The 18,489-nt window shown below is 54.1% G+C and carries 15 protein-coding genes; 11 read left to right on the top strand and 4 right to left on the bottom strand.

Features of this window, described 5'->3' with window-relative positions; all coding sequences use genetic code 11:
• The first annotated feature begins 58 nt into the window (after window positions 1–58).
• Window positions 59–1,543 (top strand): NAD(P)H-hydrate dehydratase, encoded by a 1,485-nt coding sequence (locus tag AYJ59_RS04110; RefSeq protein WP_127119311.1) that lies wholly within the window; start codon window positions 59–61, stop codon window positions 1,541–1,543.
• 19 nt (window positions 1,544–1,562) lie between these two features.
• On the opposite strand, the gene AYJ59_RS04105 is transcribed toward AYJ59_RS04110, so the two are convergent.
• The 3 genes from AYJ59_RS04105 to AYJ59_RS04095 all read right to left on the bottom strand — a co-directional run bounded on the left by AYJ59_RS04105 (window position 1,563) and on the right by AYJ59_RS04095 (window position 5,354).
• Window positions 1,563–2,681 (bottom strand): 5-(carboxyamino)imidazole ribonucleotide synthase, encoded by a 1,119-nt coding sequence (locus AYJ59_RS04105; protein WP_127119310.1) that lies wholly within the window; start codon window positions 2,679–2,681, stop codon window positions 1,563–1,565.
• A 164-nt stretch (window positions 2,682–2,845) separates the two neighbouring features.
• Window positions 2,846–3,358 (bottom strand): 5-(carboxyamino)imidazole ribonucleotide mutase, encoded by a 513-nt coding sequence (gene purE / locus AYJ59_RS04100; RefSeq protein WP_029938762.1) that lies wholly within the window; start codon window positions 3,356–3,358, stop codon window positions 2,846–2,848.
• Window positions 3,359–3,554: 196 nt separating this feature from the next.
• The gene (locus AYJ59_RS04095; RefSeq protein WP_127119309.1) at window positions 3,555–5,354 is read right to left on the bottom strand and encodes a GGDEF domain-containing protein; all 1,800 of its coding nucleotides are present in this window, start codon (window positions 5,352–5,354) and stop codon (window positions 3,555–3,557) included.
• A gap of 398 nt (window positions 5,355–5,752) precedes the next feature.
• Between AYJ59_RS04095 and metK the strand changes: the two genes are divergently transcribed.
• The 5 genes from metK to gshB all read left to right on the top strand — a co-directional run bounded on the left by metK (window position 5,753) and on the right by gshB (window position 11,143).
• The gene (gene metK, locus AYJ59_RS04090) at window positions 5,753–6,910 is read left to right on the top strand and encodes a methionine adenosyltransferase (protein WP_127119308.1); all 1,158 of its coding nucleotides are present in this window, start codon (window positions 5,753–5,755) and stop codon (window positions 6,908–6,910) included.
• Between the two features lie 85 nt (window positions 6,911–6,995).
• The gene (gene metF / locus AYJ59_RS04085) at window positions 6,996–7,853 is read left to right on the top strand and encodes a methylenetetrahydrofolate reductase [NAD(P)H] (RefSeq protein WP_127119307.1); all 858 of its coding nucleotides are present in this window, start codon (window positions 6,996–6,998) and stop codon (window positions 7,851–7,853) included.
• Window positions 7,854–7,866: 13 nt separating this feature from the next.
• The gene (locus tag AYJ59_RS04080; protein WP_127119306.1) at window positions 7,867–8,622 is read left to right on the top strand and encodes a 16S rRNA (uracil(1498)-N(3))-methyltransferase; all 756 of its coding nucleotides are present in this window, start codon (window positions 7,867–7,869) and stop codon (window positions 8,620–8,622) included.
• A gap of 233 nt (window positions 8,623–8,855) precedes the next feature.
• Window positions 8,856–10,175, top strand: coding sequence for a glutamate--cysteine ligase (gene gshA, locus AYJ59_RS04075; RefSeq protein WP_029938767.1), 1,320 nt, complete (start codon window positions 8,856–8,858; stop codon window positions 10,173–10,175).
• Entirely contained in the window at window positions 10,172–11,143 is a 972-nt protein-coding gene (gene gshB / locus AYJ59_RS04070) for a glutathione synthase (protein WP_029938768.1), read from the top strand. The genes gshA and gshB overlap by 4 nt, the downstream gene beginning before the upstream one ends.
• Window positions 11,144–11,214: 71 nt before the next feature.
• On the opposite strand, the gene AYJ59_RS04065 is transcribed toward gshB, so the two are convergent.
• Window positions 11,215–13,863 carry a methyl-accepting chemotaxis protein gene (locus tag AYJ59_RS04065; RefSeq protein WP_127119305.1) on the bottom strand — a complete coding sequence of 883 codons (2,649 nt, stop codon included), beginning with the start codon at window positions 13,861–13,863 and terminating at the stop codon, window positions 11,215–11,217.
• A 206-nt stretch (window positions 13,864–14,069) separates the two neighbouring features.
• On the opposite strand from AYJ59_RS04065, the gene AYJ59_RS04060 reads away from it, so the two are divergent.
• From AYJ59_RS04060 to AYJ59_RS04040, 5 genes are all read left to right on the top strand, one after another.
• A complete protein-coding gene (locus AYJ59_RS04060) occupies window positions 14,070–15,113 on the top strand; it encodes an FAD:protein FMN transferase (protein ID WP_127119304.1) in 1,044 nt (347 codons plus the stop codon).
• A gap of 65 nt (window positions 15,114–15,178) precedes the next feature.
• On the top strand, window positions 15,179–15,745 hold the full coding sequence (locus AYJ59_RS04055; protein ID WP_029938771.1) for a YqgE/AlgH family protein: 567 nt from the start codon (window positions 15,179–15,181) through the stop codon (window positions 15,743–15,745).
• Window positions 15,738–16,187 carry a Holliday junction resolvase RuvX gene (ruvX, locus tag AYJ59_RS04050; RefSeq protein ID WP_029938772.1) on the top strand — a complete coding sequence of 150 codons (450 nt, stop codon included), beginning with the start codon at window positions 15,738–15,740 and terminating at the stop codon, window positions 16,185–16,187. Before AYJ59_RS04055 ends, ruvX begins: the two co-directional genes overlap by 8 nt.
• Entirely contained in the window at window positions 16,184–17,203 is a 1,020-nt protein-coding gene (locus AYJ59_RS04045; protein ID WP_029938773.1) for an aspartate carbamoyltransferase catalytic subunit, read from the top strand. Before ruvX ends, AYJ59_RS04045 begins: the two co-directional genes overlap by 4 nt.
• Window positions 17,200–18,486: a dihydroorotase gene (locus tag AYJ59_RS04040; protein ID WP_029938774.1), complete on the top strand. Its 1,287-nt coding sequence runs from the start codon at window positions 17,200–17,202 to the stop codon at window positions 18,484–18,486. The genes AYJ59_RS04045 and AYJ59_RS04040 overlap by 4 nt, the downstream gene beginning before the upstream one ends.
• The last annotated feature ends 3 nt before the right edge of the window (window positions 18,487–18,489 follow it).

Below are 18,489 nucleotides of genomic sequence, written 5' to 3'. Positions count from 1 at the left end.
ACGACGCGTAAACCGCGATCGTCTTTTCCGCCACGCTTCCAAACTCAGCAGGTGCCGAATGCCGACCATTGATTTTTACACTGCGGCCCAAAGCCGCGCCATCGACCGCTACGCCATCGAAACCCAAAAACAGCCAGGCCTGCTGCTGATGAAGCGTGCCGCCTATTTCGCCTACCAGACATTGAAAGAAACCCAACCGAACGCCGAAAAAATTCTCCTGCTGTGCGGCAGTGGCAATAACGGCGGCGACGGCTGGGTGCTGGCGCAATACGCCCTGCTGGAAGGACGTCAGGTCACGGCGGTACTGTTAGGGGATGAAACGAAGATTCGCGGCGATGCCCTCGCGGCGTTACAGGAGCTCAAAGCGCTCGGCTTGTCGCCCACTCCCTTTGACAGCAACCGGTTACAGGATGCCGATATCGTCGTGGACGCGGTTTTCGGTACCGGCTTGAATCAGCCGGTTTCCGGCGACTTCGCCGAGATATTCCAACAGGTGAACGACGCCCACAAACCGGTGCTGGCCATCGATATTCCCAGTGGCCTACACGCCGACACCGGCCACATTCTCGGCACCGCCATCCGCGCGTCGCACACCTGCACCTTCATCACCCAGAAACCTGGGTTATACACCCATATGGGCCCGGAAACCGCCGGCAAGATTCATTTCAGCCCGCTATTCCTCAGCCGGGACAGCTACCAAGCGCAAACGCCCATCGCGCACAACCACTCTTTGAAAGACTGGCTGGCGAAACGACCGCCGGTCACCGCTTCCAGCCATAAAGGCCGCCAAGGCACCGTATTATTAGCGGGCGGCAATCACCATATGATGGGCGCCATCCAACTGGCCGGTTTGGCCAGCTTAACCAGCGGAGCAGGCCTGGTGAAAATTGTCACGCAACCGGAACACTTGGTCGCGCTCACCCAAGCGCAACCGGAATTGATGACCTATTTACCAAACGATTTAACCGATCTTCTGCCGCAAACCAGCGCCATCGGATTGGGCCCCGGCCTCGGTCAGGACGACTGGGCGCAGGCCTTATTCCAATGTATTCTGGACGCTGAATCATCCCAATCCATTCCCAAAGTCATGGATGCCGATGCACTGAACCTACTGGCCAAGCAGCCGCAAACACAACCTAACTGGGTGCTGACACCACATCCGGGCGAAGCTGCCCGCTTGCTCGGCACCGATACTGCAGACATCCAGCGAGACCGTTTCAAAGCAGTGATGGCATTGCAAAAACGTTACGGCGGCGTGGTGGTGTTAAAAGGCAACGGCACTTTGGTGTATGACGGGAGACGTATGGAACTGTGTACGGCGGGCAACGCCGGTATGGCAGTCGGCGGCATGGGCGATGTATTGACTGGCGCCATCACCAGCTTTCTGGCGCAAGGCATGGATTTGTTTGAAGCGGCGTGTTTGGGCGTGTCGTTACACGCCCACAGCGGTGACGTGCTGGCAAACCAAACCAGCCAGGCCGGCGTGATTCCGTCCGACCTGGCGTTGACCATGAGTCAACTGCTCAGTTATACCCAGTCGTAACCAAATCGGACGTCTCTGCTTAAGATTCGCTCTTGTCCTCGGCAGGCAAAAATGCGCTCAACTGTTTGATCTGTTCGTACAGCGCGTCTTCCGAATCAGCAACTAGATTGATGTGCCCCAGCTTGCGCCCCGCTCTTTCGGCTTTATCGTATAAATGCAGGAAAGCGTTCGGCATTTTCAACACCTCCGCCACCGGGCCGGTTTCGCCGATGATGTTAATCATCGCCGCCACCGGTTGACGCGGCGACGTATCGCCCAACGGCAGTCCGGTGATGGCCCGCACATGGTTTTCGAACTGGCTGGTCAAAGCACCTTCAATGGTCCAGTGGCCGGAATTATGCACACGCGGCGCCATTTCATTCGCGACTAACCCATCAACCGTTTCGAATAACTCCAACGTCAGCACGCCAACATGATCCAGCTTGTCCAGCAAGGCCTTCATATAGGCTTCAGCCTGCGTCTGGACGGTCTCGGAAATTTGCCGAGCCGGCGCAATGGTGTAACGCAAAATGCCCTCATGATGAACGTTCTGCACCAACGGATAGTAAACGTGCTCGTTATCGGCATTGCGCACCGCGACAATCGACAATTCGCGACTGAAATCGATGAATCCTTCCAGAATCAATTCCCGGCCGCCGATGGCTTTCCAGGCCTGGTCGATTTGCGACTTTTCCTTGAGGACGAATTGCCCCTTGCCATCATACCCTTCGGTGGTGGTTTTCAGAATGGCCGGCAACCCGATTTCTTCCACCGCCTGAGTCAGGTTTTCCAACGAATCCACCACTTGGTAAGGCGCACACGGAATGCTCAGTTCATCGAATAAGCCTTTTTCACGGCCGCGATGCTGAGAATAATACAACGACTTTTCGCCCGGATACACCGGAATGCTACGAGCGATTTCACGCACCATTTCCACCGAGGTGTTCTCGCTTTCATAGGTCATCACATCGGAAAACTTGACCAGGTCTTTCAAGGACTCGACTTCATCAGTGTACATCTGCCCCAGCAAGGCGGATGGTTCGTCATGACTGGTGCCCAAAAAACCGAACTTCTGCCCGAGCGGATAGCCGGCAATCGCCAACATACGGCCCAATTGGCCGGCTCCCAAAACACCGATTTTCTTTGTGATAGGCGTCATATCGCTCCTCAATTTCCGTTGTTTGCTGTGGTGATGACTTATTCATTCGACCGATGGTCATGCATGACATTGAGCGCCTTTTCCGGTTATTCGACCGGAAAAGGACAAGACAGGTATTTTACGTGAAAAGCCGCGAACTGGGTAGGGAATCTACTCGCGAAACGTCAGTCGCGCGGATCCGGGTTATCCAACACGAACTGGGTTTGTGCTTCACGGAAAGCGCGCACGGCTTCACGCACAGCCGGGATATGTGTGCCGACCATTTGCGACGCCAGGATACCGGCGTTCTTGGCACCGGCGTCGCCGATGGCCAAGGTACCGACCGGAATGCCGCCCGGCATCTGCACGATGGACAACAGCGAATCTTCACCGCTCAAGGCACGAGATTGAACCGGCACACCCAAAACAGGCACGATGGTCTTGGCGGCAACCATGCCCGGCAAATGCGCCGCACCGCCGGCACCGGCAATGATGACTTGCAAGCCACGGGCTTCAGCCGTTTGGGCGTATTCAAACATCAAATCCGGCGTTCGGTGCGCGGACACCACCTTGACCTCATAAGGCACACCGAATTGCTCCAGCATGTCCACGGCGTTTTTCATGGTAGGCCAGTCCGATTTGGACCCCATAATGACACCGACCAACGGTGTTTGATTTTCAGTTTTCACGGTCGACATAATTTCGTACCTGTTTTGAAAAAAGCGGCTAATTTTACATGAACCTGACCACTTTGCAAGCAAAAAAGATTCAACGGGTAAAACCCAAGTCTTTGTTATGACTGATTTTTTAAAAGACCAAAACCGACCAGGCCTGGCCAAAAGCAACATCCTATCACACGATTCAAACAAGCTTAAAAGAAGTGAATTGACTCGGTCAGGCGCGCATCAGCCCGACTTGACGGGAGTCCACCACATAATAGGTGTTGCCCCCTTGGGATTTGGCACCTTTTTTGGCGCGCGTGGCGTAAGACGATAGTTTTTGAGTGTGGTCGAACACGCCGGGATGCACCAGCAACACCCCCAGCGATAACGACATCATTGGAAAGAAAACCTTTTCACCCGCTCGGTCCTCGGCATAAATGCCGCCGCGATGACGGTCTTCCTGAGTGTAAAAATTCAAACTGGCGAACTGGAAGCCTTTCAAAATGCGCTGACACACCATTTCATATTGCATATCCGGCATCACCACCACAAAATCGTCCCCACCGACATGCCCGATAAAGGCTTCCTGCACACCGAGGGACTCTTTCAACACCCGCGCCACCGCGCTGATGACCTGATCCCCCTGTTCGAAACTGTAATAATCGTTATACGGCTTGAAATTATCGACGTCGACGTAAATCACCACAAACGGCGACTGACGATCGAGGTATTCCTGAATCATATTCTGAATCGGCACATTGCCCGGTAAACCGGACAGCGGATTGGCGTACTGCGCACTGCGGATTTTCAAGTCGGTGATGACCCGCAACAATTCCATAAAGGAACCACAGCCTTTGTAATTGCCCTTATCGGTCAAAATAAAGGTGCCCTTATCGTAGGAACCGTTTTCGGTGATTTCCCGACTCGCTTCCACCAATGGCGTATTGATATCGAACACCAGCGGCGACGGGTCCATCAATTTAGCGATGTTTTTGCGGCCGTGCAAATCGCGCCCAAATTTACTGGCCAGCAGCTCGGTCAATTCGCGCCGCCACACCATGCCATGCACTTGCCCCTTCTCGACAATCGGCACATAATCCACTCCCGGGCGCTGTAACAACTCGTCCGTCATCTGATCAATCGTCGTGCTCAAAGGCATGGTGAACGCTTCCCGACACAACAACTTCACCGTTTCTTTCGGATTAGTCACATCCTGAACGACTTCGTTCCACTTGTAATCCAATGTCAGGGCCGTGGACGGCGACGGGCGTTTCAACAAATACCCTTGCACAAAATCCACGCCCAGTTTTTCCAAAATCTGCAATTCGGCTTCGGTTTCCACGCCTTCTGCAATGATCTTGGTTCCCATGCTTTTCGCCAGAGTCAGAATGGTTTCCATAAACCGATATTTGTCGGCTTGCTTGTCGATGTTGGCAATAAAGTGTTTATCGATTTTTACGAAATCGGGTTTGACCTCCGACCACAGCTTCAAGCCGTTATAACCGGACCCTAAATCATCAATAGCGACCTTGAACCCCATCTTGCGGTAATGTTGAATGGCGTTCAGAAACAGGCCGCTGTCCTCCACCGGCTGCAATTCGGTAATTTCAATCACCACCTGATGAATATTCAAACCATAATAATTCAAGCAATCCAGTGTCAGGCCGGAACGGTGGTCGACATTCATCAACGAGCTGACCGACACATTCAGAAACAGCTTAGCCTGGTTCTGATGCTGTGCCACCGCTTTCATAAAGTTTTTAATGGACACCCGGCGCGCCATCAAATCCATTTCCAGCAAGCAGCCGTGATCCGACGCCAAACGGAACAGATGGGCGGGTGAATACAAGGCGGAATTATCCGGGCCGCGCGTTAAAGCTTCAAACGCAAACACGGAACGCGTTTTCAGGCCCACAATCGGCTGAAAATGCGTTTGAATCCGCTGGTGATCGAAAATATCTTTCAATTCCCGGCCCAATGGCGAATGTTGTAAGCCGGAACATTTTTCGTCCGGCAAAGTCACTCTTTCCACGACTCACTCCGTTTCAATTTCTCTGCCTCCGGCACCTGCGCCCAAAGACCCAATTTGAAGCGAATGGTAACAAAATGCCAGTCACGCCAATATGACAGTTTGATGATACTCCCCCGCCATTCACGGCATACCATAGCATTCAGAGTAAACACCTTACGGTTTTTAGGCCCAGCAATTCCAGACATTTCCCCAATAAAACCAAGTCTAAATTCCCCAAAATTCGATAAAAAACTTGCATCTACCGCACAATTTAACGAAAATTGCGCCTAGCGCCGATTTGACTCATCAGCTTGCGGGCGCCTAAATAAGTACGGCTAAAGCGAGGAGACGTTTCATCCTTTCCCGCCTGATATTCCGTATCTCAACTTTGCAATACTAAAACTTGAGGACAGTTATCCATGACCACCACTGTATTTACGTCTGAATCCGTTTCCGAAGGCCACCCAGACAAAATCGCCGACCAAATTTCAGATGCCATGCTGGACGCCATCCTAAAACAGGACCCGAAAGCACGCGTCGCCTGCGAAACCTTTGTCAAAACCGGCATGGTCATGCTGGGCGGGGAAATCACCACCGAAGCCTGGGTCGACCAGGAAGAACTCGTACGAAAAGTCGTGAATGACATCGGCTACAACCACGGCGACCTGGGCTTTGACGGCAGCACCTGCGCGGTACTGAGTTCCATCGGTAAACAGTCCCCGGAAATCGCCCAGGGCGTGGACGAATCCAATGACCACGAACAAGGTGCGGGCGATCAGGGCTTAATGTTCGGTTACGCCTCCAACGAAACTGAGGTATTGATGCCGGCGCCGATTTTTTATGCTCACCGCTTGATGGAAAAACAAGCCGACTGCCGCAAATCCGGCCAATTGAACTGGCTGAGACCGGACGCCAAAAGCCAAGTAACCTTGCGCTATGAAAACGGCCAACCGGTCGCCATTGATGCCGTGGTATTGTCCACCCAGCATTCGCCGGACATCGACAACAAACACCTGCACGAAGCGGTCATGGAAGAAATCATCAAGCCGGTGCTCCCGGCCGAATGGCTCCATGCCGATACTCAATACCACATCAACCCGACCGGGCGTTTCGTCATCGGTGGACCGGTGGGCGATGCCGGTTTGACCGGCCGTAAAATCATTGTCGACACCTACGGCGGCATGGCCCGTCACGGCGGCGGAGCCTTCTCGGGCAAAGACCCATCCAAAGTGGACCGCTCCGCGGCCTATGCCGGTCGTTATGTGGCGAAAAACATCGTCGCGGCCGGTTTGGCAGACAAATGCGAGATTCAGGTCTCCTACGCCATCGGCGTCGCGGAACCGACCTCCATCAGCATCGACACCTTCGGCACCGAACGCATTCCGGTCAGCCGCATCGAACAACTGGTGCGCGAACATTTCGATTTGCGTCCGAAAGGCCTGATCGCGATGCTCGACCTGTATCGTCCGATTTATCGCCAGACGGCGTCCTACGGCCATTTCGGCCGCGAATTGCCGGATTTCACCTGGGAAAAGACCGACAAAGCCGAGGCCCTGAAAGCCGACGCCGGACTCTAAGCGACCTGTTTCGCTGACCCCGGCCGCCTCATCGCCTGACCGCCGTTTAATACGGCGATCATCCAGAAAAGCGCAAGGAAAACACATGCAGTCACAACAACAATATGAACAAAAAATCAGCTTGGAATTCTTCCCGCCCCGTACCGAAAAAGGCATGGAAAAGCTGAAAACCGTTATTCAGGAACTCTCACCGATTCAGCCGGAATACATGTCCGTGACTTACGGTGCCGGCGGCACCACCCAAAGCCGTACCATCGATACGGTGCGTTACATCCAAACCGAAACCGATAACGAAGCGGCGCCACACTTGACCTGCATCGGCGCGTCCGAGGAAAGTGTTCTGGAGTTGCTCGACACTTACGAAGCCATGGGCATCAAGCGCATCGTCGCTCTGCGCGGCGACCTGCCGTCCGGCATGATGGATCCGGGCGAATTCAAATACGCCAGCGACCTCATCGCCTTCATCCGACGCGAGCGTGGCGATACCTTCAAGCTGGAAGTGGCCGCCTACCCGGAAACCCATCCGCAAGCGCGTAACTGCAACATCGGCATCAAATGGTTCAAACACAAGGTGGAACAAGGTGCCGACTCCGCCATCACCCAATATTTTTACAATGTCGACAGCTACCTGTATTTCATCGACAACTGCGAGCGCTCCGGCATCGACCTTCCGATTGTGCCGGGCATCATGCCGATCACCAACTATGAAAACCTGGTGCGTTTCTCCGAAGGCTGTGGCGCGGAAGTGCCCCGTTGGTTGAAATGTCGTCTGGAAAGCTTTGAAGACGACCAGGAAAGTTTGCTAGCATTCGGTGAAGACGTGGTCACGGAACTGTCACAACGTTTGCTGGACGCCGGTGCCCCCGGTCTGCACTTTTACAGCATGAACCAATCCAAACCGGTGTTGAATATCGTTAACCAACTGACGTTTAAAGACCGCTGATTTCGGGCGCATCATGAGAATTCCGCGTTTCTATCTGCCCGCCGACCTGACCGCCGGGCAAACCCTGTCTTTGGACAAGGATCAGGCGCATTACGCTCTGACGGTGTTGCGCTTGAAACATGACCGACCGGTCGAAGTCTTTGACGGGCGCGGCACCTGTGCCCAAGCCACACTATTGCACACCAGCCGCCGCACCGCCGACGTAGTCATCGAAAGTACGGCGTCACCGGTGACCGAATCGCCGTTGGAAACGGTTTTATTGCAAGGCATCTCCAAAGGCGACCGTATGGATTACAGCATCCAGAAAGCGGTGGAACTCGGCGTGACCCGCATTCAACCGCTGTTCACCGAACGCTGTGATGTGAAGCTGAGCGGCGACAAACAGGACAAGAAACGTCGTCAATGGCAAGACATCGCCATCAACGCCTGTGAGCAATCCAACCGCAATGTGGTGCCGGAAATTGCCCAACCCGAAACCTACCAGGCCTGGCTGAAAGCCGCGAACGCTCCGAGCGGACTGGTGCTCAGCCCTACGGCGGAGCACTCCCTGACCACATTAAACCCAAGTTTGGCGGAAAGTCCCATTCACTTGCTCATCGGGCCGGAAGGCGGCTTGACGGATGATGAAGTCGACCAAGCCGTGGCCGCGGGCTTGACGGCCATCCAACTTGGGCCGCGCATTTTGCGCACCGAAACCGCCGCCCCGGTGATTCTCGCCGCCTTGCAAACGCTATGGGGGGATTTCAACACCCCGATGACCGCCTCATGACGCAAACAGCGACCTGCAAACCGGAAACGATTTTGTATAATGAGAACTTTGCATGAGTGAGATGCGAGAGAAAAATGAGGAAAAAACTGACTGATCAAGGCGTAAAACGCAGCTAATAGCTCGCTATTGGCAAGTTTTACAACGACAATCAGGCGGTTTTTAACCATTTTTATCCGTGTAATCATCTCGTACAAAGCTCTCATAACCTTTACTGTTTAACATTCGAGAACACTATGCCATTATCAACCAATCAAGTCCCCCACCTGCAAACGGCCCTCACCGGTCCCCTTCTGGAACTGGAAGAACATTTGCTTAATCACCAGGCGGACATCGAATGCTGGTTCCGAAAACAATTTAAAGAAACGCCCGCGCCTTTCTATGCATCGGTGGATTTGCGCAACGCCGGTTATAAACTGGCACCGGTTGATACCAATCTGTTCCCGGCCGGTTTCAACAACCTACACCCCGACTTACGCCCTTTGGCGATTCAAGCCGCGCAAAGCGCCGTCACCCAAGCCTGTCCGATTGCCGACGGCGTTCTGCTGATTCCGGAGAACCATACCCGAAACCAGTTTTATCTGGAGAACCTCGCCGTCTTGCAGGAAATCCTGATTGCCGCCGGCTACGAAGTGCACATCGGCAGCCTGAACCCAGAAATCACCGAGCGCACCGAAATCGAGCTGCCGTCCGGCAAAACGCTGGTGCTTCGTCCTCTGGAAAAACAGGACGACCGCGTCGGGGTCGACGACTTCTTTCCATGCGCCGTCCTGTTGAACAACGATTTGTCCAGCGGCCGCCCGGAAATCCTGGAGAACATCGATCAAACCTTACTGCCGCCGCTGGACCTGGGCTGGGCCGATCGCTTTAAAACCGAGCATTTCGACCACTACAAAAACGTCTCCAACGAATTTTCGAAAATGGTCGACATCGACCCTTGGTTGATTAACCCCATGTCGATGCAATGCGGTCCGGTGGACTTTAAGGAGCGTGAAGGGTTGGAATGTCTGGCCGGCGCGGTCAATACCGTCTTGCAGGAAACCCAACGTTATTATGACCAGCACGACATCGCCTGTAAGCCGTTTGCCATCGTCAAATCCGACAGCGGCACTTATGGCATGGCCATCATGTCGGTCGATACCCCGGAAGACGTTCTGAACCTCAACCGCAAACAACGCAACAAGATGTCCTCCGCCAAGGAAGGATTGGTTGCCAAACAAATGCTGGTGCAGGAAGGTGTTTACACCCACGAAACCATCAATGACGCCGTGGCGGAGCCGGTGGTCTACATGATTCATAACCAAGTGGTCGGAGGCTTTTACCGAGTGCACACCGGTAAAACCGCCACCGACAATTTGAATTCCCCGGGCATGCATTTCGAATCCCTTTCGTTTGCGACTTCCTGCGTGATGCCGGACCAAACCCAGGCTCCGGATGCCAGCCCGAACCGCTTTTATGCCTACGGCGTAGTGGCCCGTCTGGCCTTGCTGGCCGCGGCACGTGAAATCGCCGATGCCAAACGCGAAGCTTCCGACGAAAAAAAGGCCGCCTCATGAGTTTACTGAACGTCGGCATCGTGATGGACCCGATCGCGGACATCAAACCTTATAAAGACAGTTCCTTCGCCATGCTGCTGGAAGCCCAACGCCGCGGCCACCAACTGCACTATATGGAACCGACCGACTTGTTTTTAAAGAACGGTCGGCCCTTTGCCGAAACCACCGAACTGAAAGTCTGGGACCGAGCCAAAAGCGACACCACCTCACAGTTCTATGGTTTCGGTGCTAGCCATGAAACCGATTTGAACGAATTGGATATTATTTTGATTCGTCAGGATCCGCCGTTCAATAACGACTATCTATACGCCACCCATATGCTGGAGCTGGCTGAAGCACAGGGCGTACTGGTGGTCAACAAACCGCAGTCCCTGCGCGACGCCAATGAAAAGCTGTTCGCCAGCTGGTTCCCGCAGTGCATTCCGCCGACACTGGTCGCTGCCGATGCCGCTCGCTTGAAGCAATTCATCCAAGACCACCAGGATGTCATCTTGAAACCTTTGGATGCAATGGGCGGCGCGTCGATTTTCCGGGTCACCGCACAAGACCCGAACATCAACGTCATTATCGAAACCATGACCGATCACGGGCGTCATCACATTATGGCGCAAATTTATCTACCGGAAATCAAACAGGGTGACAAACGTATTCTATTGGTGAATGGCGAACCCATGCCGTATGCGCTGGCGCGCATTCCCGCCGAAGGGGAAACCCGCGGCAACATTGCCGCCGGCGGCCAAGGCGTGGGCGTAGCTTTAACGGAACGGGATGAATGGTTATGTGAACAGATTGCGCCGACCTTGCGTCGTAAAGGGCTGCACTTTGTGGGATTGGACGTCATCGGCGATTACATCACCGAAATCAACGTCACCAGCCCGACCTGCATTCGGGAGTTGGACGAACAATATGGGTTGAACATCGCCGGTGCACTGTTCGACCATCTCGAAAGCTTAATGCCACCGGCTTAAAACCGATTGCTCACCGATTACGTTTGTTGAATCCGAAGATGAAAAACGCCCAGGCCTGGGCGTTTTTCCGTTTATCCGGCGCGTAACGCCGGAAGCGGTTCGGTGCGACTATGCTCGAACACCACCTGTTCCAAAACGCCGAGCGCCTTGTCGAGCTTCTCGGTGACGATAACGAACTCATCCAACATGCCGTCCTGCAGGGACAAGGTGTTGAAATCTTCCGGCAGACACTTGGCGTCACGACACTCCAGCACCAATTTCACCAGATTATGCTGCCGGACGTGCAACTCCATGACTTCCTTCATTTGATCCAAGGCTTCCAGAGACGGGTCGGCGCTCAATAACTGCCCCAATGCCTGGCCGACACTGCAGCGCGTCGGATCCACCGCCGCCTGCAAATCGATGTCCACCTCCATACCGCACAGATAAGACTGAACCATCGTACGCCAGATGCGCATTTTCTGACGGGCTTCGGACAGCCGGACACCGTGTACCGCCGGATAACTTTGCGCTTTCCCCTGCATCAGGCTTTCACTGATTTGGAACTTCTGTACTTCATTGGTCAGTAGACTGGCTTGGTCATGTAAGGATTCCGCCGACGCCGAGGTTTCTTCCACCAGCGCGGCGTTGTTTTGAATGTTTTCATCCAAGGACCCGAGGGCGCGGGTCACTTCCGACACACTTTGTTGCTGGTCGCTGATGGAAGCCGTCACCGTCTCCAGAGTGCTTCCGATTTTGGCGACACTCTCATTGACTTGTTTGAACACTTCATGCGATTGCTGAACCCGGTCGGCACCCTCATTGATGCGTTGCCCGGAATCCTCAATCAGTTTTTTGATTTCCTGCGCGGCATCGGCGGATTTGGCCGCCAGCGTGCGCACCTCATTCGCCACCACCGCAAAACCGCGCCCATGCTCTCCGGCACGCGCCGCTTCCACCGCAGCGTTCAACGCCAGCAAATTGGTTTGGAAAGCGATGCTGTCGATCATGCCGATGATGTCGCCGATTTTGGCGGAGGTTTCACGAATGCTTTCCATCGCTTCCACCGACGCCAACATCACTTCGCCGGCCTTATCGTTTTCCTGCATGGTTTCCCGCGTCAAGCCGGATACTTCGGTTAAGGATTGGGTGTTTTCAATCTGCAACTGGTTGATGTTCTGCATGGTGGCGTTCAACTCTTCCAGCGTGGCGGCCGCTTGCTGAGTACGCACCGACAAATCGTTGGCGGCCTTGGCCGAATCGCTGGACGCATTACTGGCCGACGCCGCCACTTCTTTGATTTGCAGCATGATGACGCTCAAATTATCCAGCGACACATTCATCGCGCCTTTCATCGCCGCCAAAGAACCTTGCAAATCTTTTTCCACCCGCGTGGTCATATTGCCGGACGCCAGATTGACCATCACCCCGACCATGTCTTCCAAAGCCCCGTTCATGGTCGCCAACAAGGCATTGATGTCCGTCGCCGTGGTGTGGAAAAACCCTTCCAGCCCCTGAGTGTTCAACTTAATATCGGTATGCCCTTTCGACGCCAATGACAAAGCATTGTTCAAAGTCTCTTCAATGCTACGTTGCTGTGTTAAATCCATCCACTCGACAATGGTGCCGATGCGTTTTTGTTCATCATTGATGACCGGCTGCATGGTCAATTTCAAAATCAAATTTCCGACCGAAATTTCCGCCACATGCTTATCGGTCAAATTCGCCAACAACTGTTTTTGATGCTGGGGATGGCGATGGAACACATCAATCGATTTACCCACCAAATTATCGGCATCGAACCCGGGCACTTCTTCGGCAATCGCCGAGGCGTGACGTTTCAATAAATCGTGGAGGGCGTGGTTCAAATAGATGACGTCGTTATTCTGGTCGGCCACCATCATATTAGTGGTGGCGCTGTCGAGCGCAACCTTCAATCGGGTGTTTTCATGCAGCTGGCGGGTGCGTTGTGCGGTTTCCGCACCGACTTGCGTCTGCATCATTTTCACCGAGGCCAACACCCCGCTCAGGGAATGAAAACCGTAGGTCTCCAAATCGGAATGGAAATTGCCGCTGCGCACTTGCGTCATGATTTGGCGCGCTTTCTTCAAGCGGGAGAAAACATAACGCCGCCCCATAAAGGTGCCCACCAACAGAATCGCCGCGACGGGCAAACCGACCGCCGCCGGAATCGTCAACAACCCGGCCGACGTCACGGCTTGCAAGGCGATTAAGAACACAATCAACGACACCATGACGTTGACCGGATGAATGTGATGGAAGAGATTGAAACGTCGGGACGGGCTCATCAAATAGCCCTGACGAATCGACGCCTTGCCATTTTGAATCTGTTTGTAAAGCGCCTCGGCCGAGGCCTTTTCCGCATCGGAAATGCGTGTCCGAACCGATTGATACCCAACCAGCTCGTTGGCTCGCAATACCGGCGTGATGTTGGCTTTCACCCAATAGAAATCGCCATTCTTACAACGGTTTTTGACATACTGCGTCCAGGGTTTGCCTTGCTTGAGCGTTTGCCATAAATCTTTGAACACCGCCGCCGGAACATCCGGGTGCCGCAAAATATTGTGCGGCTGCCCTATCAACTCCTGGCGGGTATAACCGGAGATGTCGACAAAGTCGTCATTACACTCAACAATGGTTCCGTTCAAATCCGTCGTCGAAATAATCGTCGACCCCGGCTTCACCTCTCGTTCGTTTCCTGTCAGCTCTACTTTTTTCATTTTTAACCGTTCTTTCACCCTTTAAGGGTTAGAATAACCACACTGAATACTCTGGTCATCGCGGACATTTTCATCGGAAATTCGAGGGTTAATACGTTTTAACAATCACGAATATTTGTTTACGCGGATGAACCTTTTCTCATTATAAACATATTTTATAAAAACCCAAATTTTGTTTTATCCAATACATTTCAAGTAAATTCCATATGAAATTCAACGGTTTTCCATTCAAACACTTCACCATCGCTGTCCTCGCCTTTTGGGGACTGACCACCTGTTCTCCGCCCCCCCAAACCGTTCAGGAAGTGTTTTACGTGTTCGGCACCGAAGTGCGGGTCGAAATCGTCGACGCGCCGCAAGCCAAAGCCGAACACGCCATTCAGGGCATCGAAGCCACCTTCCAGCAATTCAATCAGGATTGGCACGCCTGGGAAAAAGGCGGCATTCTCGGCAACATCAACGACGCCATCGCCGCCCGGCAACCGATTACCATTGCCGACAGCGTCAAACGCTTTATTCTCAAATCGCAAACCCTCGCCGCCGAATCGGATTATCTGTTCGATCCCGGCATCGGACAATTGATTGAGCTCTGGGGCTTTCACTCCGAAGACTGGCACGGGCCGCCGCCCAATGAAGAAACCCTCCAGGCCTGGCTAAAATCGCGCCCGTCCATTCGCGACATTTATTTCAAAGGCAACACCCTTTACAGTCGAAACTCGAATGTGCGTCTCGACTTCGGCGGCAATGCCAAAGGATTGGCGCTCGACTTGGCGATTGAAAGTTTATTGCACGCCGGCATTGAAAACGCCATCGTCAACATCGGCGGTGACATGCGCATCATCGGTTCGAAAAACCCGGAAAACCACCAGGCCTGGCGCATCGGCATCCAAGACCCGGACCACCCGAACACCGCCTTGGCGAGCTTGCAAATCAACGGCGACGAAAGCATCGTCACGTCCGGCACCTATCAGCGTTATTTCACCTGGAAAGGCAAGCGTTACAGCCACATCATCAACCCGAATACCGGTTACCCGGCGGATCACTTCATTTCCGTCACGGTGGTGCACCCGGATGCGACCACCGCCGACGCCGCCGCCACGGCCCTGATGATTGCCGGGCCGTCCGGCTGGGAAAAAATCGCCCGTCAGATGGGCATCAACGAAGCCTTTATGGTGGACGAAAACCGTCAAACCTACGCCACACCGACCATGAAAAAACGTTTGCACTTACTGGATGCGAAAAACTCGTAAAAAAACCGTCAAAACCGGCCACTAAAAAATCAACGCGATTTGGCAAGCTGATATAATTTACGGCTATGGAACAGCTGAACTCTCTCGAACATCATTTTCTCATCGCCATGCCGAACCTGGCCGACAGCTGGTTCGACAAAACGCTGGTGTACATCGTTGAGGACAACGAACATGGTTCGATGGGACTGGTCGTCAACCTGGAACACGGTTTGACCGTCGAACAATTGCTGGAACATTTTGAGCTCACCATTGAGCATCCGTCGCCGCTTTTGGAACAGAACATCATGATGGGCGGCCCCATCGACATGGAGCACGGCTTTATCCTGCACGAACCGCAAGGGCACTGGCAAAAAAGCCTGCCATTACGCGACCGATTGGCGATGACCGTCTCGGAAGACTTTCTCAAGTCACTCGCCAGCGGTGATGCGCCCGAGAAACTGGTGGTCTGTCTTGGCTTCGCCGGATGGGAAGCGGGACAACTCAATGAAGAAATCCAAGCCAACAACTGGCTGACGATTCCCTATAACGAAGCCCTGCTGTTTGATGTGCCGACCAAGAAAAAATGGCAAGTCGCACTCAACACACTGGGGATTTCACCGGAATCTCTCAGCATGGACGCCGGCCATGACTAAGGCCATCGATCCCCAAACGCTCGACGGCGTTATTCTGGGGTTCGACTTCGGTTTGCGGCGCATCGGTGTGGCCGTTGGCCAAACCATTACCCGCACCGCCACGCCGGAAGCCATCGTTCAGAGCCGGGACGGCAAACCGGACTGGGAACACATCACTCGCCTGTTCGAAACCTGGCAGCCCCAGGCGGTGGTGGTGGGATTACCCATGCGATTGAACGGCGAAGAACAGGCCTTGACGCAACCGGCCCGAAAATTCGGCCAGCGCCTCAGCGGCCGCTACCATACGCCGGTGTTTTATATCGAAGAACAACTCAGCTCGATCGAAGCGGAACAACGCAACGCCGGCGCCAAAAACACGACCCAACCGATTGACGACCATGCGGCCCAAATTATTCTTGAAAACTGGTTAGACGCGCTCACGACACAGAAGGAAACATCATGAGACTCACAACCCCCAACATCCAACTCAATGAACAAGGAAAGCTGCGCCATTTCCTGACACTGGAAGGCCTCAAGCAACATCATTTGACGGAAATCCTGGACGTTGCGGAAAGTTTCATCGACCCGGCCACCGGCCAAATCAAAAAAGTGCCGAACCTGCACGGTAAGACCATCATGAACCTGTTTTTCGAGCCCAGCACGCGCACGCTGACCACTTTCGAAATCGCCGAAAAACGTTTGTCCGCCGATGTGGTGAACCTCAATATCGAAACCTCGTCCACCAAAAAAGGGGAAACCCTGCTGGACACCCTTTGGAATCTGGAAGCCATGCTGGCCGATGTCTTCGTGGTGCGTCACAGCGAAAGCGGCGCCGCCCATTTCATCGCAAAACACGTCGCCCCTCACGTCCACGTGGTCAATGCCGGTGACGGCCAGCACGCCCACCCAACTCAGGCGATGCTCGACATGTTCACCATCCGCAAACACAAAGGCGATATCTACGACCTGAAGGTCGCCATCATCGGGGACGTGCAACATTCCCGCGTGGTGCGCTCACAAATTCAAGCCTTGAGCATTCTCGAAGCGCGCGAAATCCGCGTCATCGGCCCGAAAACCCTGATGCCATCACATCCGGAAGCGCTCGGCGTCCACGTCTATGAACACATTGAAGAAGGCCTGGACGGCGTGGATGTCATCATCAACGTCCGCCTGCAGAGCGAACGCATGAAAAGCGCCCTGCTACCCAGCGGCAAGGAATTTTTCAACCTGTACGGCCTGACCAAGGAACGTCTGGGCTACGCCAAGCCCGACGCCATCGTGATGCATCCCGGCCCGGTCAACCGCGGGGTGGAAATCGACTCCGAAGTCGTGGACGGACACCAATCGGTGATACTCGAACAGGTCACCTACGGCATCGCCGTGCGCATGGCGGTGATGAGTGTCATCATCGAAAACGCGAGACAATTGAACGAAAGCAAGCTGAGTGAAGCGAAAGCGACAGAGGAGACAGAAGCTTGAGACTGTTAATCGAAAATGCACGAATCATCGACCCCAGTCAGTCACTTGACCAGGTCACCAATCTGTATATTGCACGCGGCCGCATCCAAGCCATCAGCGACACGGCACCGGAAGGCTTCTCGCCGGACCAAACGATTGACGGCACCGGCAAGTGGATTTTCCCAGGCCTGGTGGATTTGCATGCTCGTCTGGCCGAACCCGGCAGTCGTTACGAAGGCAGCATCGCCTCCGAAACCAAAGCCGCCGTCGCCGGCGGCATCACCACCATCTGCTGCCCGCCGGACACCAACCCGGTCAACGACACCCAGGCGGTGACCGAACTGATCCAGCGCCGTGCGCGCCAGGCCGCCACAGCTTTCGTTCTGCCGCTGGGTGCCATCACGCAAGGATTGGAAGGCAAAATGCTCAGCAATATGGCGGCATTGAAAAACGCCGGCTGCATCGCCTTAAGCCAAGCCGCCCAACCGATTCAGAATGCCTTGACGCTGAAAAACGCCATGGCCTATGCCGTCAGTAATGACGTGCTCTTGATGATGCGCTGTGAAAACTCGCAACTGAAAAACAAGGGCGTAGTGCACAGCGGCGTCATCAGCAGTCGTCTCGGTTTGCCTGAAATCCCAGCCTCGGCGGAAACCACCGCGCTGGCGCGTAATCTGATTCTCGCCGAGGAAACCGGCGCACGCATCCACATATCGCAAATTTCCACCGCTCGTTCGGTGGAAATGATTGCCGATGCGAAAAAGCGCGGCATGCAAGTCACCTGCGACGTGGCAATTCACCAACTGCACCTGACCGAATACGATGTGATGGACTTTGATTCCCTGTTCCATGTTTCGCCTCCGCTACGCACCCATGAAGACAAGGAAGCGTTGCGTCTCGGCGTCAAAACCGGCATCATCGACGCCATCGTCAGCGACCATACGCCGCTTGACCGCGACGTCAAACTATTACCGTTCGGCGAAAGCGAACCGGGCATCAGCGGATTGGAAACCCTGTTGCCGTTGACCATGAAACTGGTACAGGAAGGCGTTTTGGACATTCACACCGCACTGGCGGCTTTGACACAGCGTCCGGCCGACATTCTCGGCATTCAAAACGGCAGTTTAATCGAGGGGCATTACGCCGACTTCAGCCTGTATAACCCGGAGGCCATCTGGACGCTGGAGCGCTCGGAAATGATTAGCCAGGGCGACAATTCACCCTTCAGCGGTTGGGAGTTCAATGGTGAAATCGAAGCCACTTACTTCCAAGGCCGTCCGGTCTACCGCAACAACCAGGTCTGAGAC

Source organism: Thiomicrospira sp. S5, from assembly GCF_003991075.1.
Classification (GTDB): Bacteria; Pseudomonadota; Gammaproteobacteria; order Thiomicrospirales; family Thiomicrospiraceae; genus Hydrogenovibrio; species Hydrogenovibrio thermophilus.
This window is presented reverse-complemented; position numbering and strand designations above follow the sequence as displayed.